Below are 21,274 nucleotides of genomic sequence, written 5' to 3'. Positions count from 1 at the left end.
GACACGGGGATTTTCAATCCCCTGCTCTACCGACTGAGCTATCCGGGCAACGGGGCGCATTAAACCGTATTCAGCCTAATCCGTCAAATACTTTTTGCGAAAAAATAATTAAAACTGATTGTTTGCTGTATTTTTATACCAATTTAGTGTGGTTATTCAGCTTTGACTGCTTTTTATTAACTTAACGCACCATTTTTTCGGCATTTGGCGATAGTTAGAATATCTTGCACCAGCAGTTTTGCTGTGAGTACATCTTCCAGCTCTCTTTTCACTAACAGCTTACTCAGGCATCCCTCAAGGATAAGCTCCATCTGTTTGGCAACTTGTGCGTCATCGTCAATGTCGAGTTGCTGTAAGAGCTCTACTGTATAATGGAAAGAGTTTTGCTTTTGTAATTCGGCCAGTTGATGGATCGGGTGATCCGCATCAGGGAAAATGCTGCAAGCGGCAATGAACAGGCAGCCCGGATAACGCCCGTTTTGCACTTTTTCTTTCAGGATATCGAAACGTGCCAGTAATTTTTGTTCAGGGCTCAAGAATTCGTCCAGCAGCGTTTGGCGCTGCCAGACTTCAATCTGTTGACTGTGATGACGCAGGCAATCGTAGAGCAAGGCTTCACGATCAGGCCAAAAATGTTTTATGTGGTCAATATCAATATCAATATCAAGAGGAGCTAAAAGCGTCTCCAGTGATGTAGATAAGCCGTGTTGCTCCAGTGAGTCCAGAACATGGCTAAGAACATTTTCACGTTGCACTGTGGTTCTCCTTCCAGATTATTTTTGTTGTAGAGATTGTATTTGCTGTATGTGTTGGCTAAAACGTTCTGCATTCATGAATCCATTGACTCGCGAATCGGTGGGTTCTTTTCCTTCAATATCAAAAAATAAGATAGTGGGAAGCCCCAGTACCTTCAATTTTTGCAACAATTCTTTCTGTTTTGGCCCGTTATCCGTAACATTAGCCTGTAACAAGACAAATTGACTCAATTGTGTCTGCACTTGTGGATCGCTAAAAGTATATTTTTCAAACTCTTTACAGGCTACACACCAGTCTGCATACAGATCCAGCATAATGGGTTGGTGGCGATTTTCAGCTAAAATCTGACTTAATTCCTGCCAATTGCTGACTTGTTGGAATTTTACTGATGTTTTTTGCGACTCTGTCGCTGTGTTTCCCCATACCCAATCTTGCAAAGGTCGTGAAGCGATAAGAGCCAATGCCAGCAAGATTATTTGTAATGTACGCAACCAGCCCTTTTGGCTGTTTAAGGTTAATGCGAAAGCCCAGATAAGGAAGGAAACCGCCAGCATACTCCACAATCTTATCCCCCATTCATCACCAAGTACCCGCTCCAGCAGGAATACCGGCAGTGCCAGAATAATAAACCCGAAAGCTTCTTTAACATATTGCATCCACGGGCCACTGCGAGGCAGAAGTTTGTGACCGAATAAAGTGACGGCAATAAGTGGCAGACCCATGCCAAGTGCGTAAAGGTAAAGGGTCAGGCCACCAACCAGCGTATTACCGCTTTGGGCAATGTAGAGGAGAATGGCACTGAGCGGCGCGGTAGTGCAGGGGGATGCGATTAGCCCTGCCAAGGCTCCCATAACAAATACGCCAATATAAGAGCCGCTTCGCTGTTGGTTACTCCAATCCACTAAACGTGTTTGGACAGAAGACGGAAGTTGCAATGTATATAGTTCGAACATGGATAAGGCGAGCAGAATAAACAGTACTGATAATCCGATCAGAATGTATGGATTTTGCAAAGCAGCCTGGAATTGTAAACCAGCCGCAGCAACGACTAATCCGAGTACAGTATAAGTGAGTGCCATTCCCTGAACGTAACTCAAGGCGAGCCAAAAGATGCGTTTCAGGCTTTCAGGACGCTTCTGTCCCAGAATTATGCTGGAAATCAGTGGATACATTGGCAGTATGCAAGGGGTAAAAGCGATACCAATACCAATCAATAGTGCCCATAGCGGTGAAAATGGAACGTCATGGGTGTTTTCCGGCTGAGATGCTTCTTCAGTGGATAATGTTTCTTTGGCAGATAATGATGCTTGCGGTGTTGCTATCTCCGTCGTATCAAGAGCGGGTGATGTTGCGGTGCCAACATTTGGTAATATTGAAGCAACAACGGCTTGTAAGGGGACGCTCAGGGTTTCAGGGGGATAACAATAACCTGCTTCCGCACATCCCTGATAAGTGACCTGAAGATAGGAATCGTTGGTAGCTGACAGGATCGGGATATCAATACGTGCTGATTGAAAATAAACTTCGGTCTTACCAAAAAACTCATCTTCATGATCAACCCCGTTGGCGTACACAATTTTACCTAACGCCGCTTGGGTGGGAATGATGCTGAACTGTTGGCGATAGAGGTAATAGCCCGGTTTTATATCCCAGTTCAGGGTGAGTTTATTCCCTTGTTGCTGAAAATCAAACATAAATGCCTGATCAGCGGGAAGGTAGGCGTTTTGTCCGGATTGCTCAAACAGTGCGCTGGCTTTAATAGGAGAAAAAGCGATACTGCTGAACAGCAGAAACAAAATAAGAATACGTTTCATCATAAGTAATCTTTAACCTGCCTGTATCGTAGGTTTGATTTGTGAAATTTATCAGAGTTTGCACTATAACCGATGATGCTCATGGCAGAAAGCCACTTGCCTAATATTAAGACAATGCTGTGTTTTTGACAGGAAAAGATTTTAAGGCGGGAGGATATCTCAGGGGCTTTGTCTGCCCCCGAGATAACGTTATTCAAATAAAAATAATGGGTATTGTAAAGTTATAAGATGATACCACCCCACAGAAAACCGAATGTGACGGCCAATACAACGGCAATAGTACCCGGAATAAAGAACGGATGATTGAATACAAAACGCCCGATACGGGTGGTTCCGGTATCATCCATCTGTACGGCTGCAACCAGAGTAGGATAAGTTGGCAGAATAAACAGGCCCGAAACCGCAGGGAAAGACGCAATCGCAGTTAATGGCATAACATGCAGCGCCAGTGCCATTGGCATCAGAGCTTTCGCTGTAGCTGCTTGTGAATAGAGCAAAGCTGAACAGAAGAAGAAAATGACTGCCAGCAGCCATGGTTGAGCATGAATCAAACTTCCCGCAGTTTCCTTGATCCAATCCATGTTAGCTTGAACAAATGTATCCCCTAACCATGCGACTCCCATAATACAGATACATGCGCTCATTCCCGCTTTAAAGGTACTTGAATTTAAAATAGCATCGGTATTAACAGAACAAACAATAGTTGTGAGAGTAGCGATACTTAACATGATGATAAGGATCGCACTGGTGGTATTCATAAGTGGCTTTTCGATTAAGCCAATACTTGGGCTATTAATAATCGCATAAGTAACAATCCCTATTACGCCTAATAGAAACAGCAGTACAGAGAGTTTAGCTTTTGGTTTGATATCAATTTTATGACTGCTGCGTAGTTCAACGAGGCCATCCGCAAGGCGTTTTTGGTAAATAGGATCGTTAGACAATTTGGCATCGAAAAACCACGAGACGATGAATGACATCAAAATAACCGCAGCAAACGACGAGGGAATGATTACCATCAACATTTGAATATAGCTAATACCCCGCCCTTCCATAATAGAAGACATATAGACGACTGCGGCGGAGATTGGCGAAGAGGTGAGCCCAATTTGTGCGGCTACGACAGCTGTTGATAGTGGTCGGCATGGTTTAATGCCTTGTTCTTTTGCTACTTCGGCGATGACGGGTTGTGTTGCTAGAGAGATATTCCCTGTTCCAGCCAACAGCGTCAAACAATAAGTGACGATTGGTGCGAGGATAGTGATATATTTCGGATTTCTGCGCAGTAGTTTCTCTGTTTGTTGAACCAGATAATCTAGCCCTCCAGCGACTTGCATAACAGAAATAGCAGCGATAACTCCCATGATGATTGAAATAACGTCAAATGGAATACTTCCCGGTTTGACACCGATTGTAGATAGAACTAAGACCCCAAGTCCTCCAGCAAAGCCAATACCAATTCCCCCTAATCGCGCTCCCAAAAAAATGGCCAGCAGAACGATAATTAATTCTACGGCTAACATATTACGTACCCCTTGAGTTTTTAATGTTGTGAAAATTTATTGTTAAATTTTTGTATGATTAGTAAAGATAAAAACTTTGTATTATATTTAGCCATCATCAGAAAAATTCACTTTATATGTCGAATGTTTTTATTTATTGATTAATTTAATAGAGATTACATCATTAAATATTGTTTTAACACAACCTTTTTGTATTTTTATAAGTATAAATTACGTTTTATTTTTGATATAAAGGTCGGTTATAGTTTAAAAAATAGAATTTTTCATTAAATAATCATAAGTGGTTTTAATGTAAATTTCATGTTGCATTTAATATGCAAAACTGCGAAGTGTGTAATATTGTTTTGGTTGCTATAATATGAACTATATTATAGTTCATATTATTTTTTTGACTTCCATTTAAATGGGTGTAATTCTGAAAATGATGGTTAATATCAACTGATAAGATTGCCAAACATGACTATAGAAATGGGGACAGTAATAACGGCAAGCATTGTACTTAACATGACTGAAAAAGCAGCTTTTTCAGGATGTAAATTAAGGTTGCTTGCAATAACAACTACATTACCAGCCATAGGGGTGGCTAACATTAATGCTATTACAGTTAATAAATCATCGGGAACTTGAATGATATAATAAAAGAATGATATTCCAACAACAGGGTATATTAGATGTTTTCATGGTATTGAAAAAAATGAAAATTTCCAATCAATCTCTATCTTATAAAAAGAAGATAGGGTAATTCCAATAACCATCATGCCAAGAACGCTATAAGCGCCTTTGACATTTTCTAGCATGGAAATAAATATTGAATTTAATGTGATATCACTGCCTTTAAAAAACACACCTAAAATTTCAGAATAAATGATTGGTAATTTAATAATTTTTATTAAGCATTCTTTTGTGATTAGATGATATTTAGCTGTAATGAAATAGCCTACTGTGAATTCATATAGGTTGATACCTATTATGATGAATATGATAATAGCTATTTGATTGGGGGTTGAAAATAGCAAAAGTTATAGGCACGCTTCCGGTTGGAATTGCGTGCCTTAGAAATTAAGACGAACTCGTTATTATAATGATTTAATTAGTCATCAAAGCGTTTTGCTTTATAAGTTGGATGTTTTAGGTTCTCAACGGAGAAAATATCATCTAACTCAGCTTCGGTCAGCAAACCGCGCTCCAGCACGACTTCACGGACACTCTTGCCGGTTTCAGCACAGATCTTGCCCACGATATCGCCATTATGGTGGCCAATGAATGGGTTCAGATAAGTCACGATACCGATAGAGTTGAATACGAAGCTTTCGCACACTTCTTTGTTAGCGGTGATGCCGTCGATACACTTCTCAACCAAGTTGCGGCATGCGTTGCCCAGAATAGTCATAGATTCAAACATAGCCTGACCAATCGCGGGTTCCATTACGTTAAGCTGTAACTGGCCTGCTTCTGCTGCCATTGTGATACAGATATCGTTACCAATGACTTTAAAGCAAACTTGGTTAACAACTTCCGGCACAACCGGATTCACTTTAGCTGGCATGATAGAAGAACCAGCCTGCAATTCTGGCAGATTGATTTCATTCAGGCCGGCACGAGGACCGGAGGAGAGCAGACGCAAGTCGTTACAAATTTTGGACATCTTCACTGCCAGACGTTTCAGCGCCCCGTGAACCATAACGTAAGCGCCGCAGTCGGAAGTGGCTTCGATTAAATCTTCCGCAGGCAGGCAAGGTAATCCTGTGACTTCGGCCAATTTTTCAACAACCAGTTTTTGGTAACCTGGTGCGGTGTTCAATCCAGTACCTATCGCTGTCGCGCCGAGGTTGACTTCCAGCAACAGTTCCGCTGTACGGGTGATGTTTTTGATTTCTTCTTTCAACAGCATGGAGAAAGCACGGAATTCTTGACCCAGAGTCATTGGAACCGCATCTTGCAACTGGGTACGGCCCATTTTCAGGATGTCATCGAACTCAACGCCTTTTTTGTCGAAGCCTGCTTTCAGCAATTCAATAGAATCCATTAATTGCATCAGTGAGTTATAGACAGCAATACGAAAGCCAGTAGGGTAAGCATCGTTGGTTGACTGGCTTCTGTTCAGGTGATCATTCGGATTCAGGTACTCATATTCACCTTTTTGATGTCCCATCAATTCAAGGCCAATATTCGCCAGTACTTCATTGGTATTCATGTTCAGTGAGGTACCTGCACCACCCTGAAAAACATCAACAGGGAACTGATCCATGCATTTACCCATGTAAAGGACTTCATCACATGCTTTGACAATAATGTCTGCCACTTTTCCAGGGATAGTATGGAGCTCTTTGTTTGCCAGTGCGGCGGCTTTTTTCACCAGCACCATGCCACGGATGAATTCAGGGACATCGTTGATAGTACGGTCACTGATATAAAAATTTTCAATCGCACGTAGAGTGTGAATACCATAGTAGGCTTCAGCGGGGACTTCTCGTTTACCTAACAGGTCTTCTTCGATACGAATGTTATTTGACATGAGAACCTTCTTAAATTGGATACGTTTTTTACTGTTCTATTATGTGTTTGTTGAGAATTAATGTTGCCGGCAACAACTACTCTGATATTAACCACTTATCATGGAATTGTTGGAGCGCGATCATATGTGGATTTATTAGAAATGCCTGAACCTGGATCACTTTATAGTGCTATTTTATTAATGAAATGACATATGTGTGACTGAGGTCACGATTACAGAGATTAAAAGTCAAGTTACCAAAGTATTGAAAATCGTTACCGTCATCCCCACATAACGTTATCTAACCTGACATTATGGACTCACATGTTCATATTCACATATACATATAGTGTGATGATAATAGTGTGACGATAAATAGTGTTGACGATAAATAATGAAAGGAGAACCACGTGCGCTGGCTCCCACTTATTCTTATATGCCTGCTGGTTTACATAGAATCAGTCCTGTTTGTTCGAATTGCTTCTGAAGTCGGAGTCTTGCTGACTCTGATACTGGTGATTCTTACCTCTTGTCTTGGTGTTTCTCTGGTACGTAATCAGGGCATCAAGAATTTTATGTCAATGCAGCAAAAAATTGTAGCCGGTGAAAGTCCTGCGGAAGAAGCCGTTAAAAGTATTTCTCTGGTCATAGCAGGGTTTTTGCTGATATTGCCTGGTTTTTTCACCGATTTTCTCGGATTGCTGTTGTTACTGTCCCCTGTACAAAAACTCCTGACAGCAAAGTTATTGCCTCATATTAATTTTTATCGTCCGAACATTTTTAATGGCTCAGATAATCATGGCCCGGGCAGTGGTTATGGACAGAACAGTCAGACTTTTGAGGGCGAGTATGAGCGCAGGAACGATGACGCTTCCTATACATTGGATAACCAGAAACCAGATATTCAGAAAAGTCATGATGAGCATGACAGTGGACATCATAAAAAATAATTGTGACTGCTTTGGTGAAAATTCCATGGGATAAGAAAAAAGTAAAATATTTTTTGCCACCTACCCCTTGAAGTCACAATCTTAAGCCCCAATTTGTAGCTTCATGGTACTGGTTCTGTTGGGTTCTAGTATCAATCCTCTTACCTGATATGGACTTTATTTATAGGAGATCTATCAATGAACATTCGTCCATTACATGACCGCGTCATCGTCAAGCGTACAGAAGTTGAATCAAAATCCGCTGGCGGTATTGTTCTGACTGGCTCTGCTGCGGGCAAATCTACCCGTGGGAAAATTCTGGCTGTCGGCAATGGTCGCATCCTTGAAAATGGGGAAGTGAAAGCGCTTGATGTCAAAGTGGGTGATACCGTCATTTTTAATGAAGGTTACGGCGTTAAAGCAGAAAAGATCGACAATGAAGAAGTGTTGATCATGTCTGAAAGCGATATTCTGGCAATTGTTGAAGCGTAATTGAATCTCTTACGCTTAGATCTTCTTAATTGAACGAATTTAAAGGAAAGAAACAATGGCAGCTAAAGACGTAAAATTTGGTAATGATGCTCGTAGCAAAATGCTGCGCGGTGTGAATGTACTGGCTGATGCAGTTAAAGTGACTCTGGGTCCTAAAGGCCGTAACGTAGTTTTGGATAAATCTTTCGGTGCGCCTGTTATCACTAAAGATGGCGTATCTGTAGCACGTGAAATCGAATTGGAAGACAAATTCGAGAACATGGGTGCTCAGATGGTTAAAGAAGTCGCTTCTAAAGCCAATGATGCAGCGGGCGATGGTACTACTACAGCAACTGTACTGGCTCAATCTATCGTCACCGAAGGTCTGAAAGCTGTTGCCGCCGGCATGAACCCAATGGACCTGAAACGCGGCATCGATAAAGCCGTTATTTCAGCTGTTGAAGAATTGAAAAAACTGTCTGTACCTTGCTCTGATTCCACTGCAATTGCACAGGTTGGTACAATCTCTGCAAACTCCGACGAGACTGTTGGTAAACTGATCGCAGAAGCGATGGACAAAGTCGGTAAAGAAGGTGTAATCACCGTTGAAGAAGGTACGGGCCTGGAAGACGAGCTGGATGTTGTTGAAGGTATGCAGTTCGACCGTGGCTACCTGTCTCCTTATTTCATCAACAAACCAGAATCAGGTTCTGTTGAACTGGAAAACCCATACATCCTGCTGGTTGACAAGAAAATTTCCAACATCCGTGAACTGCTGCCAGTTCTGGAAGGCGTAGCTAAAGCAAGCAAGCCTCTGATTATCGTCGCTGAAGATGTTGAAGGTGAAGCACTGGCAACTCTGGTTGTTAACAACATGCGTGGTATCGTGAAAGTTGCTGCGGTTAAAGCACCTGGTTTCGGTGACCGCCGTAAAGCAATGTTGCAGGATATCGCGACTCTGACCAACGGTACTGTTATCTCTGAAGAGATCGGTCTGGAGCTGGAAAAAGCAACTCTGGAAGATTTGGGTCAGGCAAAACGCATTGTTATCAACAAAGACACCACAATCATTATTGACGGTGTAGGTGAAGAAGGCGCAATTGCTGCTCGTGTGACTCAAATCCGTCAGCAAATCGAAGAATCTACTTCTGACTATGACCGTGAAAAACTGCAAGAGCGTGTAGCTAAACTGGCTGGCGGTGTTGCTGTAATCAAAGTCGGCGCTGCGACTGAAGTTGAAATGAAAGAAAAACGTGCTCGCGTTGACGATGCTCTGCACGCAACTCGTGCGGCAGTAGAAGAAGGCGTTGTTGCTGGTGGTGGTGTTGCTCTGGTTCGTGTAGCTAACGCTATCGCTAATCTGACGGGTGACAACGAAGATCAGAACGTAGGTATCCGTGTTGCAATGCGTGCGATGGAAGCACCAATGCGTCAGATCGTAGACAACGCAGGTGAAGAACCATCTGTTGTTGTAAACAACGTGAAAGCAGGTGAAAACAACTACGGTTATAACGCTGCAACTGAACAGTACGGCGACATGATCGAAATGGGTATCCTGGACCCAACCAAAGTAACCCGTTCAGCACTGCAATTCGCAGCCTCTATCGCGGGTCTGATGATCACCACGGAAGCAATGGTGACTGACCTGCCTAAAGATGACAAAGCTGACTTAGGTGCAGCTGGTGGCATGGGCGGTATGGGTGGAATGGGCGGCATGATGTAATGCTGTTCGTCCTGCCGATGGAATTATCCATCCGATAGGATAAAAACGTTGAAGGCGAGCAGAAAAAACTGCTCGCCTTTTTATTTTTTTATCTTAATTGAATTCAAAAGGGTACATTTATCATCGTGGTAGAAATTCCTATAACCAATGAGGAAAGATATGCGAATTAAAATTTGGCTTGGTGCGTCAGTATTGTTGCTGGCAGGTTGTACAACAACTCATCAATTAACCTCTGCTGGCGCTGATGTACGTTTTGTGGAGAGTCAGCCGGGCAGCGAATGTCAGCGGTTAGGTGAGGTTGTTGGTACTCAAAGTAACTGGCTCAATGGTGTTAGCAATGAAAGCAGTTCTATGCGCAGTGCCGCCAATGACTTACGCAATAAGGCGGCTGAAATTGGTGGAAACGTCATTTATGGCGTAAACAGTCCATCGGAGAATCTGCTGGGGAGTTTTGCGCCTCTGGATAGCAAAATGATTGGTCAGGTCTATAAGTGTCCTTAGACGTTAATAGCCCCATAGGACGTTAATAGCCCCATAGATAGAATGGTGTTGTTTCCGCCATGTAAGCTGTATGCAGGTGTAAAAAATCGATGGGGTCAGTAGCAAATCAGTTTGGGCAAGGCTCAGAAAAAACGCAGTGGAACATCAGCCATAAAGCATGATGAGTGACATATACGTTTGGTTTCTGTGCGCTGCCCATTCCAGAAGATTTTAAAAGATGGTATTGGCCGAATCAGTGATTGGCTGGCATGATAAATATCACTAGTTTTGTGTCAATCCTAAATCCAGTGGTGTCTTGCTTGGTTCTCCACCAATCTCCCTTGTCAGGCGTGGAACCAAATAACCGGATACTTTCGTCAATAATTCTCTCATGATGACTTTTGCTTCTTCATCACCTACCAGAAAGTGAGCGGCACCTTGAACTTTATCCAGCACATGGATGTAGTAAGGCAGAATGCCGGCGTTGAATAACGCATTACTTAAATCAGCCAGAGTATCTGCATTATCATTGATATCACGCAGGAGCACGCTTTGATTTAAAAGTGTCACGCCAGCCTGTTTCAGCCGCGTCATACTTTCCCGGAACGTGTCATCAATTTCATTTGCATGATTAATATGGGTCACCATGATCACCTGCAAATTGGACTGTGCTAAACGGTTACACAGTGAAAGAGTGATTCGTTCTGGGATCACAACGGGTAAGCGAGTATGGATCCGCAATCGCTTAATATGTGGAATAGATTCAATACGGCTGATTAACCAATCCAGTTCATGATCTTTTGCCATAAGTGGATCACCGCCGGAAAAGATAATTTCATCAAGCTCAGGATGTTGTTCGATATAATCCAGAGCGAGCTGCCAGTTATTTTTATTGCCCTTGTTATCTTCATAAGGGAAATGACGCCGGAAGCAATAACGACAATTGACCGCACATCCCCCTTTGACTAATAACAGCGCCCGATTGCGGTATTTGTGTAAGAGACCGGGAACGACACTACGTTGTTCATCCAACGGATCAGTGGAAAAATCAGGCGTTACAGTAAACTCTTCCCGGGCAGTCAGGACTTGCAATAGCAAAGGATCGCGGGGATCACCTTCTTTCATTCGTGTTGCAAACGATCTTGGCACACGCAGAGGGAACAAACGCTTCGCTTCATTGCCTTCTTTTAGCATGACGTGTGTGTTTAGAGACAATAATTGCAACAACTCATCGGGATCGGTAATAACATCTGCAAGTTGTTGTAGCCAGACTTCTCTGACGGGGTGAATATGGGTTATAATGTGTGCCATTTTTTGGCTATGCCATTTTGTTAAAAATTAGAGGATCTCCATGGCTACTTATAGTACCAATGAATTCCGTTCAGGTCTTAAAATCATGTTAGATGGCGAGCCGTGCGCTATTCTGGACAGTGAATTTGTTAAACCAGGTAAAGGGCAGGCGTTTGCCCGTGTTCGTCTTCGTAAACTGATTTCCGGTAAACTGCTGGAAAAAACCTTTAAATCAACAGATTCCGTTGAAAGTGCAGATGTCATGGATATGAACCTGACTTATCTGTACAACGACGGTGAATTCTGGCATTTCATGAACAACGAAACTTTCGAGCAGCTGGCTGCGGATGAGAAAGCCGTTGGTGACAATGTAAAATGGCTGATTGATCAGGCAGAGTGTATTCTGACCCTGTGGAATGGCCGTCCTATTTCTGTAACTCCCCCAAACTTTGTTGAACTGGAAATTGTTGAAACTGATCCGGGTCTGAAAGGTGATACCGCGGGTACTGGTGGTAAACCTGCTACTCTGAGCACGGGTGCAGTAGTTAAAGTGCCTCTGTTTGTACAGGTTGGTGAAGTCATTAAAGTTGATACCCGTTCTAACGAATACGTTTCTCGCGTGAAATAATCGCGTTTATTATTCTGAAAAAGCCGCAGCCCCTTAGTCTAGAGGCTGCGGCTTTTTTGTTGTATTCCATTGGTATCACCATTGAAGCCACCAAAGTAGATAGCTATAATTCAGTTTCACTTCTCACCGTTATTCGGGACGACCCGGATAAACGTCATCTTATTGGGGACGGCCCCATTCATCATCAGATAAAATCATCAAATAAAGGGAACGTCATGTCTTGGTTGATCCTTATTATTGCAGGGTTATTGGAAGTTGTGTGGGCGGTAGGCCTGAAATATACCCAAGGTTTTTCACGTTTAATACCGAGTTTAATTACCATCAGTGCGATGGCTGTCAGTGTAGGATTACTGGCCTATGCCATGAAAACTTTACCGACGGGCACTGCATATGCAGTGTGGACAGGCATTGGTGCAGTGGGAACGGCAATTTTCGGTATCATGGTGCTGGGAGAATCAGCAAATTTTGCCAGAGTACTGAGTTTGGGTTTGATTGTCTTGGGGATTATTGGCTTGAAACTAGCTAGCTGATTAATGAACCCAGCGTTGGGCTGGGTTCTATTTATAATCATTTTCCTTCATATCTCGAAGGCCAGATATCTTCTGGCGTGAGTTCCAGCGCTGCCGCAATAAGACGTTCCCCTTTTGGCCAATGTCTTTGTAATGCGTTGGCAAGGGTGGAGGATGCTAATCCTGCTGCTCGTGATACTTCTGACAATGTTGTTCCGCGTTTTTTCAACTCAGCAATGATATCGGCTGAATGCCAGTCTTGTTTTTCCATTCTTAATATCTCCAATTATCTATTATTTTTTCAATTAAAAAGTAAGTAATTAATCAGTAGACTATAAGTCACATATCATAGCATAACTAAGATAAAAACGTGACTCATAGTCCGTGGTCTGATAAGTAACACGAATCGATACTTATCGGATGAAAAAATCGAACAGCATAAGATGCCTTTTCGGGCAGAGAATCAGATATCTCAGAAAAGAATCAGGGATGTCGCAGGAGGCTTTTGCCGATAAGTGCGGATTGGATCGTACTTATGTCAGCGGTATTGAGCGTGGGGTCAGGAATCCTACCCTAGAAATTATTTATGTGATCGCCAATGGATTGCAGATTGATCTGAACGAATTATTCGATTTTGAAACAACAAATTCTCTCCATTAAGGCTAATTAACAATCAATATTAAAATCAATCAATAGTAAAATCAATCAATTGATTATCTATTCGGTGCTTCTATCGAGACTTTGCTTTTAACACGTTCTTGAAACACATATTCTGTTTTTGAATATGATATTTGCTTTTCTCATATTATAGGATAATGCTTTGTGAGATTTGGTGAGCGAATAAGCCTTGATTAGATATTAGCCGGAAAAGAGATGATATTATTGATCCCTGAACTTGTGATTGGGGCTATTGTTGGTTTAATTATCAGCACCACCGGAGTCGGTGGTGGAGTGATAGTTTTGCCGATCTTAATTTATTTTTTTGGATTGGATGCATTGTCCGCAGTAGCAACGGCAAATCTTCTTTCAATGCTGATGAAAATATCATCTTCTTATATGCATTTCCGTATGGGGAATATCCCCCTGCGCCAATCCTTGACGATCTTGCTGATCATGATCCCCAGTACAATGCTGGCGAGTTATGGAGTAACAATACTGAGCCATATAAACCATAGTCAGGTGCAGCTTGAATGGGGGATAAACTTATTGGTTGTATTGGCTATCTTGTTTTCTCTTTATCTTTTTTATTGTCGAATACGTCAGCCGGAAAGACAAATCAGCCAGACATATATGCAATCGGGCTTCATTAAGTCCCTTTTGCTTCCCGGCACAGGTGCCGGATTAGTGCTGGGGGCAACGGGAGTCGGGGGCGGTGTAGTGGTGTTGCCATTGTTGCTACGTTATGCACAGATGAATATTAAACAAGCGATTGGCGTCTCGCTTTTTGTCACGATGATGCTATCTGGTTCATCTGCTTTTGCTTATGCACATGGCGGTCATACCTATTGGGAACTGGCACTGGTGTTGTTTGTCGGCTCTTTGTTGGCGATTCCCTTTTCCAAGTATTTAATGAAGCGCTTGCCCGATAAAGCATTTCAATATGCCACGCTGTTTCTGATCTTATGCAGTGCTGTTCTGATGGGAATTCGATTGATTGGATAGACGTTCCTCTGACCATTGAGACGAGTGGCTGTCTTAATGGTCAGAGAACATATTCTGTATCATTGCTGAGGCAAACTGGTTTTTGGGATCAGTAAGTGGTTTCTCCAATATTTTTCAGGGCATCAATCACTAACTGCCAAAATTTGGTGTGATCCAATTTAACGGCGACCTGCGTATGGCAATCTTCGGGTGGTGGATAACGAAAATCTGCAACAGTCATTCCTGTTGTTAAAGCTCCTGCCAGCTCAATATCGACAGGGACTTTTTGCGTTGTCATGACAGTAGGATCGATAACATAAGCTACTGCGCAGGGATCATGTACCGGAGGATAGCCAAATCCTTGACTCTCACGATACCTATCTCCATAAAATTTCAGTGCATCTAAAACGAATTTAGCAGAATGTGTGCCAATCTGGGAAATGGCCTCAATAATGTCAGGTGTCGCTTGGGCTTGATGAGTGAGATCTAATCCGACCATCGTCAGCGGCCATTTTTCATTAAAAACAATGTGCGCGGCTTCCGGGTCGATCAGAATATTGAATTCTGCAACCGCACTTCTGTTACCCTTGTGATAACCCCCGCCCATTAATACGACTTCCTTTACCCGCTCAACAATATGCGGCGCTTTGCGAGCTGCCATGGCAATATTTGTCAAACCCGCTGTTGGGACAAGAGTGACGGTTTTAGGTGGATTTTCCATAATGACATCAATGATTAAATCAACTGCGTGACGAGCATCCAGCCTCATCGCTGGTTCAGGCAAAATAGGGCCATCCAAGCCAGTTTCACCATGAATTTCCGGTGCAGTTTTGATCTCCCGCACAAGTGGCCGATGGCATCCTGCTGCGAAAGGAACATTGTGAATATTAGCAATGCGGGCGACACAAAGGGCATTGTGGGTTACTTTATCCAGAGTTTGGTTGCCGACAACGGTTGTAACAGCCAGCAGTTCAATATTAGGGTTTCCGTGGGCAAGCAGGAGAGCAATAGCATCATCATGTCCGGGATCGCAATCAAGGATAATTTTCTTGGAGAGCATACTTTTTCCTTTTAGTGACTAAATGCAAATATCTATCCTCAGAATAATTCACTACCAGAAAAAATCCTCAGCTGATTATCACAAAACGACCATGTAATTTTATTAATTGTTAATAATCTATTTCACAAATGTGATTTAATTAACATATAAACAATAAATGATTTGAGCATTTTAAGTACATATGATTCATATATGTGCAATGTGGAAAAGGTATTGATATAGATTTCATTGATTATCATTAACTTATTAATATTTTAGATCTTTATTGCTTTATTAATACACCGGAATAACCAATATTCATCGGACATGATAAGCACTTCTGATAAAAGCAGATAACTTGGCTGTAATCATCAGGAGTTAAACAGATTCTCACGGGGTATAGCATGAATAATCAAATAGATTCATTAACATACTATGCGGCAACTAAGAAATATGATCTGCGCTTTCCAACGCTGAAAGAAGATCTTGATGTTGATGTTGTTATCATTGGTGGTGGTTTCTCCGGTATCAATACAGCATTGGAACTCGCTGAAAAAGGCATCACTAATATTGCGATCTTGGAAGGCCGGACGTTGGGATATGGCGGTACAGGTCGCAATGGTGGTCAGGTGATGACAGGGATTGGTCATGATTTAGAGAAAATCAAGCGCCATATCGGTGAGAAAGGTTTAGAAACCGTATTTAAAATCAGTAGCTTGGGAGCTGGAATCATTCAGGATCGAATCGCTAAATATGATATTCAGGCTGATTTTTGTCGTGGCTATGCTTACCTTGGCTGGAATCCGCGTCATGAGAAGACCCTGGGTGGGTGGTTGAAAGAATTCCGAGTGGCTTCACCCGATGAAGAAATCGAGCTTTATACCGGTGCTGATGTTAAAAAAGTGATTGGTTCAGATCGCTATACCTGTGCATTAACCCATATGGGAGGTGGCCATGTTCATTCGCTTAACTTGCTGTTAGGAGAAGCCAAGGCAGCCACGGAATATGGCGTCAAAATTTTCGAAAACAGTCAGGTTTTGGATGTGGAGTATGGCCCAAGAGTTACAGTACGCACTGGAATGGGTTCCGTTCGTGCCAATAAAATGCTGTGGGCATGTAATGGATTTTTGAATGGGCTTGAACCGACTATTTATAGAAAAACTATCAATACTTATGCTTTCCAGTTGATGACAGAAGAACTGTCAGACGAACTTATCGAAAGGATCAGCCCGATTCGTGGAGCATACAGTGATATAAGCCCTGTCATCGACTACTATCGTGTGACTAAAGAAAATCGCCTGTTATACGGTAGTGCGACACGGTTTATTGAATATATACCTTCCGATTTAAAAGAGTGGAACCGCAGTGTCATGCTGAAAACCTTCCCCTATCTGAAAGATGTAAAAATAGAACTGGCGTGGGGTGGGCCATTATGTTGCAGCGTTAATTTATTCCCGCAAATTGGTTCCCTGCCTGACCATAAAAATGTGTTCTATGTTCAGGGTTATTCGGGTTTTGGTGTGACACCGAGCCACATTATTTGCAAGATTTTGGCTGAGGGGATGAGCGAAGGCTCTGATCGTTACTCGTTGCTGAGTTCGATTCCACATCTCAATGTTATCGGGAAAGATAAATTGAGAAATGTCCTTTTCTCTGCTGGCAAGATTTGGCACCAAGCTTCAGGTTATTGGGCGGGGCGTCTGTAATTTTATCTTTGTTTCGTGTTTTTCTTTTCTTCATTTTTGAACGGTATTGTTTGAACGGTAAATACTGAAAGGTAAAAGTCATGATAAAACCATTAATGTTAGATAAAGCACTTCCTGAATTAATGCCAATCGGCAGTGTCACCAATCTTGGTTCTACTGTGGTGGAAGGTGATCCACAGGCGAGTGGAGCCATGATCCACGGAGAGCCAACGGATAATCTGACCTGCGGTATTTTTGCCTGTACTAAAGGTAAATTCAAAATGACTTATCCCTTTGACGAAATGGCAACAGTTCATGAAGGTTCCGTGAAATTGACTGATGTCAAAACAGGCGTGACGATTGAATATCATAAAGGTGATTCGTGGTTTGCAGCAAAAGGGACTGAAGTATTGTGGGACATTACGAGTGAGCGTTTCGTCAAACATTATATGGCTTGTATAAATGGGCAAATGCCCGGCTAGACAGAGGAAGATATGATGAGTGAAATTAATTTGCTGGAGTCCGTTACGGCTTTTCTGCAACGTACTCACGGTCATTATATAAATGGAGTCTCTGTTCTTGGTCAGGGAAATGAAACTTTCTCTATCGTTAATCCTGCTTCTGGTGAAACAATCGCTACGGTTAATCAAGGAGTAGAGGCAGAAATTAATCAGGCAATGCAGGCGGCATCAGACGCTTTTCACGGTGTATGGGCACAAACGTCTCCTCTGGAACGGGGAAATTGTCTGAACCGACTGGCTGATTTGCTGCAAAAAAATGGCGAAGAGTTGGCCCAACTGGAAAGTTTATGTTCCGGTAAACCCATCCAATTATCCCGCATGTTGGATGTGGGAGCATCCGCCGATTATCTGCGTTATTTTGCAGGATGGTCGAGCAAAATCAGTGGTGAAACACTGAATGTTTCATTGCCATCGTTTAAAGGGGAGAAATATACCGCCTTTACCCGTCGCGAACCCATAGGAGTTGTTGTCGGAATTATTCCGTGGAATTTCTCCATCATGATTGCTATCTGGAAATTGGGTGCAGCACTTGCCAGTGGTTGTACGATAGTGCTCAAGCCCAGCGAATATACCCCTTTAACCCTACTTCGTGTTGCTGAACTGGCAAAAGAGGCAGGTATCCCAGATGGTGTTATCAATATCATCAATGGTTCAGGCGCTCGTCTTGGATCATCCCTGATTGGCCATCCTCAATGTGCCAAAGTCACTTTCACAGGATCTGTTCCAACGGGAATAAGCGTTGGGAAGTTGGCTTTGGGACAGGGGTTGAAGCGCACGACATTAGAGCTTGGCGGAAAAAACGCAGCCGCTTTCCTGGCTGATATGACCGTTGAAAGAATTGTCGATGGCATATTGGAAGCGGGATATGTGTATCAGGGACAAATTTGTGCAGCTGCGGAACGTTTCTATATTCCATCAGTTCATATAGAAGCGGTTCTGGAATTACTCTCTGAGCGTTTGTCCGCAATGAAAATAGGCTCTCCTCTTGATGAATCAACCGAGATGGGGCCATTGGCAAACAGGGAGCATTACGAAAAAATCCTCTCTTTGTTTGAGAAAGCGCGCCAAGAAGGTTGTGAAATTGTCTACGGAGGCCATGCACTGGAAGGGCCGGGATATTTTGTCGCTCCAACGATAGTCAGGGCAAAGAGTACCGAAGACACGTTAATGAAAGAAGAGACATTCGGGCCGATTGGCGCTTTCCTCAGTTACGACGATGAGGAAGAGTTAATTGGCATGATGAATGATACGCCATTTGGTTTATCTGCCAGTTTGTGGACTAATGATTTGAGCAAAGCGATGCGTATGATCCCTCGTATTGACGCGGGTATTTTATGGATCAACATGCATACATTATTAGATCCCTCGGTTCCATTCGGTGGTATGAAATCTTCAGGAATTGGCCGCGAGTTTGGTAGTGCATTCATTGAACACTATACAGAACTGAAATCAGTCATGATGCGTTATTGATGAAATAGAGTCGCTGTATAGGCAAAGCGCTATTGATGGAGCGTTGCACGGTCTTTGGCTGCTGTAGCGTTCTGCTTTATTGTTTCTTTGCAAAAACATGTCTTGTCATAAGAATGTCGTCACTGGTTCAAATAACTGTCATGTGACATATCTATTATCCAAGCAACTCAAGATGATAATTGTTAATTCTATTTATCCGGTCTGATTGCAAGGAAAACCCTATGTCGCGTAATTATGAAAAAAAGCTGCTTGCTATTGTGGTTTCTGCACTGATATCAGGAATGACTGTTCCTGCATGGGCTGCCAGCGAGTCAAATCACATTATGGCACAACAGCGTACAGCACAAGGCAATATTACCGAATTTGGTGGTGCCCGTCGTTTGAAGCAGGATCAAACAGAGGCACTTAAAGCCGCCTTGGGCAGTCACAAAGCGAAGAATGTGATTCTGTTTATCGGCGATGGTATGGGGGACTCTGAGATTACCATTGCCCGTAATTACGCCGAAGGGGCAGGCGGATCTTTGCAAGGAATCGATGCCTTGCCATTTACCGGGCAATATACCCACTATTCGCTGGATAAAAAAACGCAAAAACCCAACTATGTTACCGATTCAGCGGCTTCTGCCACGGCTTGGGCTACAGGCGTAAAAACCTACAATGGGGCGTTAGGTATTGATGTTTTTGGCAACGCTCATCAATCTCTTTTAGAACTGGCTAAAAAGAACGGTAAAGCAACGGGGAACGTTACTACGTCTGAAATTCAGGATGCAACTCCAGCGGCTTTATATGCCCATATCATGAATCGTAAATGCTACGGCCCGGAAGAAACGTCGAAGAAATGTTCGGGCGATGCCTTAGAAAATGGTGGTAAAGGCTCTATTACGGAGCAATTACTGGTCGCTCGCGCTGATGTGACTTTAGGGGGAGGATCAAAATCATTTACCCAACAATCGGTAATGGGAATTAATAAAGGAAAAACATTGCAGCAGCAGGCACTGGAACAAGGTTATCAATGGGTAACCGATGAAAAATCGCTGGTGGCTATTAAAAGCGTTGATCAGCAAAGTCCTTTGTTAGGTTTGTTCCATGGTGGAAATATGGATGTGGCATGGGAAGGACCAAAAGCGGTTTATCACGGAAATATCAATGAGAAACCCGTGAAGTGCGAAGTGAATTCAAAATTAGATCCCAACGCACCGACTTTGGCACAGATGACAGAAAAGGCCATTGATTTACTCAAAGAAAATAAAAATGGTTTTTTCCTGCAAGTAGAAAGCGCTTCGATTGATAAACAGGATCATAATGCGAATCCTTGTGCGCAAATTGGTGAAACTGTCGCTTTAGATAAGGCCGTACAAGTTGGTCTTAAATTTGCGAAAGAGCATGGAGATACTTTAGTGATTGTTACGGCTGATCATGCTCATTCCAGCCAGATTATTGAGCCGGATGTTAAATCACCCGGTTTAACCCGCTCGCTGATTACTAAAGATGGGGCAGTCATGACAGTAAACTACGGTAATTCAGAAGGAGACAGTCAAGAGCACACCGGGACACAGTTACGTGTTGCCGCTTATGGCCCACATGCTGCCAATGTTGTGGGTTTGACTGATCAAACGGATCTGTTCTTTACCATACGTGATGCGATGAATTTGAAACAATAATTTCTGTCATTTATTTTCTGCGTATGATTAAATTGCCACTATACTTGATATTGATAATCATTATCATTTGATGTGGGGTTTATTATGAGTAGATTTTATTATGATTAGTGCAAAGCGGAGCTTAAAGCTGATCTTTTGGCAAAGCATGACGGGATTCTGGGGAATACTGTTATCCAGCCTGATCGTCTCTGCGTTAGTTGTGTCAGTATTAGCCCTTGCGGGAGCAGGAGTCGAACAGTTTAAAATCAGTATTCAGGTCGCTCTGCTTCTGACGCTTGTATTACTGTTACATCGCAATGCACGTCATTTCTTGTTGTTCCCTGCCGGTATTGCCGTTATGTGCAGCTTGTTTGGCAGCTTCCGTTATCTGGGATATTTTTAAAGCAAATGAATGCTTAGCCAATGCTCAGTAAAGAGGATTAAACAAGGAAAATTAAGGAAACAGAACTGAAGGAAAGGAAACTGAAGGATAAGGATAATGAAACAGTGGTGCGAAGGGGGGGACTTGAACCCCCACGTCCATAAGGACACTAACACCTGAAGCTAGCGCGTCTACCAATTCCGCCACCCTCGCAGGTACTGCCATTTATCCAATTTGTTCAACCGATAGTTATCTGATTTGGTGCGAAGGGGGGGACTT

At 42.8% G+C, this 21,274-nt stretch carries 22 protein-coding genes and 1 tRNA gene; 14 read left to right on the top strand and 9 right to left on the bottom strand.

The genetic code is table 11. The features are described 5' to 3' along the window. Positions 1-176 precede the first annotated feature (176 nt). The 3 genes from dicD to FE394_RS17355 form a co-directional block, all read right to left on the bottom strand. Positions 177-755, bottom strand: coding sequence for a division control transcriptional repressor DicD (dicD, locus tag FE394_RS17365; RefSeq protein WP_319927604.1), 579 nt, complete (start codon positions 753-755; stop codon positions 177-179). 18 nt (positions 756-773) lie between these two features. Beyond that, on the bottom strand, positions 774-2,573 hold the full coding sequence (locus FE394_RS17360) for a protein-disulfide reductase DsbD (protein ID WP_319927603.1): 1,800 nt from the start codon (positions 2,571-2,573) through the stop codon (positions 774-776). A 218-nt stretch (positions 2,574-2,791) separates the two neighbouring features. After that, the gene (locus FE394_RS17355; protein WP_319927602.1) at positions 2,792-4,093 is read right to left on the bottom strand and encodes an anaerobic C4-dicarboxylate transporter; all 1,302 of its coding nucleotides are present in this window, start codon (positions 4,091-4,093) and stop codon (positions 2,792-2,794) included. A 456-nt stretch (positions 4,094-4,549) separates the two neighbouring features. On the opposite strand from FE394_RS17355, the gene FE394_RS17350 reads away from it, so the two are divergent. After that, on the top strand, positions 4,550-4,720 hold the full coding sequence (locus FE394_RS17350; protein ID WP_319927601.1) for a hypothetical protein: 171 nt from the start codon (positions 4,550-4,552) through the stop codon (positions 4,718-4,720). Between the two features lie 50 nt (positions 4,721-4,770). On the opposite strand, the gene FE394_RS17345 is transcribed toward FE394_RS17350, so the two are convergent. Next, a complete protein-coding gene (locus tag FE394_RS17345; RefSeq protein ID WP_319927600.1) occupies positions 4,771-5,109 on the bottom strand; it encodes a hypothetical protein in 339 nt (112 codons plus the stop codon). Between the two features lie 74 nt (positions 5,110-5,183). Then, entirely contained in the window at positions 5,184-6,608 is a 1,425-nt protein-coding gene (gene aspA / locus FE394_RS17340) for an aspartate ammonia-lyase (RefSeq protein WP_319927599.1), read from the bottom strand. 389 nt (positions 6,609-6,997) lie between these two features. Here aspA and FE394_RS17335 point away from each other — a divergent pair, with 389 nt between their 5' ends. The 4 genes from FE394_RS17335 (at position 6,998) to FE394_RS17320 (ending at position 10,211) form a co-directional block, all read left to right on the top strand. Next, complete coding sequence (locus FE394_RS17335) at positions 6,998-7,537, top strand: FxsA family protein (RefSeq protein ID WP_319927598.1); 540 nt, start codon at positions 6,998-7,000, stop codon at positions 7,535-7,537. 177 nt (positions 7,538-7,714) lie between these two features. After that, entirely contained in the window at positions 7,715-8,008 is a 294-nt protein-coding gene (locus FE394_RS17330) for a co-chaperone GroES (protein ID WP_319927597.1), read from the top strand. A 55-nt stretch (positions 8,009-8,063) separates the two neighbouring features. Then, positions 8,064-9,710 carry a chaperonin GroEL gene (gene groL / locus FE394_RS17325; RefSeq protein ID WP_319927596.1) on the top strand — a complete coding sequence of 549 codons (1,647 nt, stop codon included), beginning with the start codon at positions 8,064-8,066 and terminating at the stop codon, positions 9,708-9,710. A gap of 159 nt (positions 9,711-9,869) precedes the next feature. Beyond that, a complete protein-coding gene (locus FE394_RS17320) occupies positions 9,870-10,211 on the top strand; it encodes a DUF4156 domain-containing protein (protein WP_319927595.1) in 342 nt (113 codons plus the stop codon). Between the two features lie 261 nt (positions 10,212-10,472). On the opposite strand, the gene epmB is transcribed toward FE394_RS17320, so the two are convergent. After that, complete coding sequence (gene epmB / locus FE394_RS17315) at positions 10,473-11,501, bottom strand: EF-P beta-lysylation protein EpmB (RefSeq protein ID WP_319927594.1); 1,029 nt, start codon at positions 11,499-11,501, stop codon at positions 10,473-10,475. Between the two features lie 40 nt (positions 11,502-11,541). Here epmB and efp point away from each other — a divergent pair, with 40 nt between their 5' ends. Both efp and sugE read left to right on the top strand, forming a co-directional pair. Next, positions 11,542-12,108, top strand: a complete 567-nt coding sequence (gene efp, locus FE394_RS17310; protein WP_319927593.1) for an elongation factor P — start codon at positions 11,542-11,544, stop codon at positions 12,106-12,108. 215 nt (positions 12,109-12,323) lie between these two features. Further along, on the top strand, positions 12,324-12,638 hold the full coding sequence (gene sugE, locus FE394_RS17305) for a quaternary ammonium compound efflux SMR transporter SugE (protein WP_319927607.1): 315 nt from the start codon (positions 12,324-12,326) through the stop codon (positions 12,636-12,638). A 37-nt stretch (positions 12,639-12,675) separates the two neighbouring features. On the opposite strand, the gene FE394_RS17300 is transcribed toward sugE, so the two are convergent. Next, a complete protein-coding gene (locus FE394_RS17300; protein ID WP_319927592.1) occupies positions 12,676-12,888 on the bottom strand; it encodes a helix-turn-helix domain-containing protein in 213 nt (70 codons plus the stop codon). 218 nt (positions 12,889-13,106) lie between these two features. Between FE394_RS17300 and FE394_RS17295 the strand changes: the two genes are divergently transcribed. Next, positions 13,107-13,277, top strand: a complete 171-nt coding sequence (locus tag FE394_RS17295; RefSeq protein WP_419836359.1) for a helix-turn-helix domain-containing protein — start codon at positions 13,107-13,109, stop codon at positions 13,275-13,277. 216 nt (positions 13,278-13,493) lie between these two features. After that, the gene (locus FE394_RS17290) at positions 13,494-14,279 is read left to right on the top strand and encodes a sulfite exporter TauE/SafE family protein (RefSeq protein WP_319927606.1); all 786 of its coding nucleotides are present in this window, start codon (positions 13,494-13,496) and stop codon (positions 14,277-14,279) included. An 88-nt stretch (positions 14,280-14,367) separates the two neighbouring features. Here FE394_RS17290 and uriH read toward each other — a convergent pair whose 3' ends face one another. Then, positions 14,368-15,318 (bottom strand): uridine-preferring nucleoside hydrolase UriH, encoded by a 951-nt coding sequence (gene uriH / locus FE394_RS17285; protein ID WP_319927590.1) that lies wholly within the window; start codon positions 15,316-15,318, stop codon positions 14,368-14,370. A 383-nt stretch (positions 15,319-15,701) separates the two neighbouring features. Between uriH and FE394_RS17280 the strand changes: the two genes are divergently transcribed. The 5 genes from FE394_RS17280 to FE394_RS17260 all read left to right on the top strand — a co-directional run bounded on the left by FE394_RS17280 (position 15,702) and on the right by FE394_RS17260 (position 21,016). Continuing rightward, on the top strand, positions 15,702-17,003 hold the full coding sequence (locus tag FE394_RS17280) for an NAD(P)/FAD-dependent oxidoreductase (RefSeq protein WP_319927589.1): 1,302 nt from the start codon (positions 15,702-15,704) through the stop codon (positions 17,001-17,003). Positions 17,004-17,083: 80 nt separating this feature from the next. Then, positions 17,084-17,464: a cupin domain-containing protein gene (locus FE394_RS17275; protein ID WP_319927588.1), complete on the top strand. Its 381-nt coding sequence runs from the start codon at positions 17,084-17,086 to the stop codon at positions 17,462-17,464. A 15-nt stretch (positions 17,465-17,479) separates the two neighbouring features. After that, positions 17,480-18,973, top strand: coding sequence for an aldehyde dehydrogenase family protein (locus FE394_RS17270; protein ID WP_319927605.1), 1,494 nt, complete (start codon positions 17,480-17,482; stop codon positions 18,971-18,973). Between the two features lie 221 nt (positions 18,974-19,194). After that, positions 19,195-20,634, top strand: coding sequence for an alkaline phosphatase (phoA, locus tag FE394_RS17265; RefSeq protein WP_319927587.1), 1,440 nt, complete (start codon positions 19,195-19,197; stop codon positions 20,632-20,634). Positions 20,635-20,734: 100 nt separating this feature from the next. After that, entirely contained in the window at positions 20,735-21,016 is a 282-nt protein-coding gene (locus FE394_RS17260) for a DUF1435 family protein (RefSeq protein WP_319927586.1), read from the top strand. Positions 21,017-21,121: 105 nt separating this feature from the next. Here FE394_RS17260 and FE394_RS17255 read toward each other — a convergent pair. Then, positions 21,122-21,208: transfer RNA gene (locus FE394_RS17255), tRNA-Leu, on the bottom strand. Positions 21,209-21,274 lie beyond the last annotated feature (66 nt).

The organism is Xenorhabdus littoralis (assembly GCF_033949345.1).
Classification (GTDB): Bacteria; Pseudomonadota; Gammaproteobacteria; order Enterobacterales; family Enterobacteriaceae; genus Xenorhabdus; species Xenorhabdus littoralis.
The sequence above is the reverse complement of the archived record's forward strand: the minus strand, read 5'-3'. Positions and strand labels throughout refer to the sequence as shown.

Excerpts from the sequence above, each read along its gene's own strand:
- FE394_RS17295 (WP_419836359.1), top strand. The coding sequence starts at position 13,107 with ATGTCGCAGGAGGCTTTTGCCGATAAGTGCGGATTGGATCGTACTTAT.
- FE394_RS17360 (WP_319927603.1), bottom strand. The coding sequence starts at position 2,573 with ATGATGAAACGTATTCTTATTTTGTTTCTGCTGTTCAGCAGTATCGCT.
- FE394_RS17260 (WP_319927586.1), top strand. The coding sequence starts at position 20,735 with ATGATTAGTGCAAAGCGGAGCTTAAAGCTGATCTTTTGGCAAAGCATG.
- FE394_RS17275 (WP_319927588.1), top strand. The coding sequence starts at position 17,084 with ATGATAAAACCATTAATGTTAGATAAAGCACTTCCTGAATTAATGCCA.
- FE394_RS17270 (WP_319927605.1), top strand. The coding sequence starts at position 17,480 with ATGAGTGAAATTAATTTGCTGGAGTCCGTTACGGCTTTTCTGCAACGT.
- phoA (WP_319927587.1), top strand. The coding sequence starts at position 19,195 with ATGTCGCGTAATTATGAAAAAAAGCTGCTTGCTATTGTGGTTTCTGCA.
- FE394_RS17300 (WP_319927592.1), bottom strand. The coding sequence starts at position 12,888 with ATGGAAAAACAAGACTGGCATTCAGCCGATATCATTGCTGAGTTGAAA.
- FE394_RS17280 (WP_319927589.1), top strand. The coding sequence starts at position 15,702 with ATGAATAATCAAATAGATTCATTAACATACTATGCGGCAACTAAGAAA.
- FE394_RS17320 (WP_319927595.1), top strand. The coding sequence starts at position 9,870 with ATGCGAATTAAAATTTGGCTTGGTGCGTCAGTATTGTTGCTGGCAGGT.
- FE394_RS17330 (WP_319927597.1), top strand. The coding sequence starts at position 7,715 with ATGAACATTCGTCCATTACATGACCGCGTCATCGTCAAGCGTACAGAA.
- aspA (WP_319927599.1), bottom strand. The coding sequence starts at position 6,608 with ATGTCAAATAACATTCGTATCGAAGAAGACCTGTTAGGTAAACGAGAA.
- uriH (WP_319927590.1), bottom strand. The coding sequence starts at position 15,318 with ATGCTCTCCAAGAAAATTATCCTTGATTGCGATCCCGGACATGATGAT.
- FE394_RS17350 (WP_319927601.1), top strand. The coding sequence starts at position 4,550 with ATGACTATAGAAATGGGGACAGTAATAACGGCAAGCATTGTACTTAAC.
- efp (WP_319927593.1), top strand. The coding sequence starts at position 11,542 with ATGGCTACTTATAGTACCAATGAATTCCGTTCAGGTCTTAAAATCATG.
- groL (WP_319927596.1), top strand. The coding sequence starts at position 8,064 with ATGGCAGCTAAAGACGTAAAATTTGGTAATGATGCTCGTAGCAAAATG.
- epmB (WP_319927594.1), bottom strand. The coding sequence starts at position 11,501 with ATGGCACACATTATAACCCATATTCACCCCGTCAGAGAAGTCTGGCTA.
- FE394_RS17355 (WP_319927602.1), bottom strand. The coding sequence starts at position 4,093 with ATGTTAGCCGTAGAATTAATTATCGTTCTGCTGGCCATTTTTTTGGGA.
- sugE (WP_319927607.1), top strand. The coding sequence starts at position 12,324 with ATGTCTTGGTTGATCCTTATTATTGCAGGGTTATTGGAAGTTGTGTGG.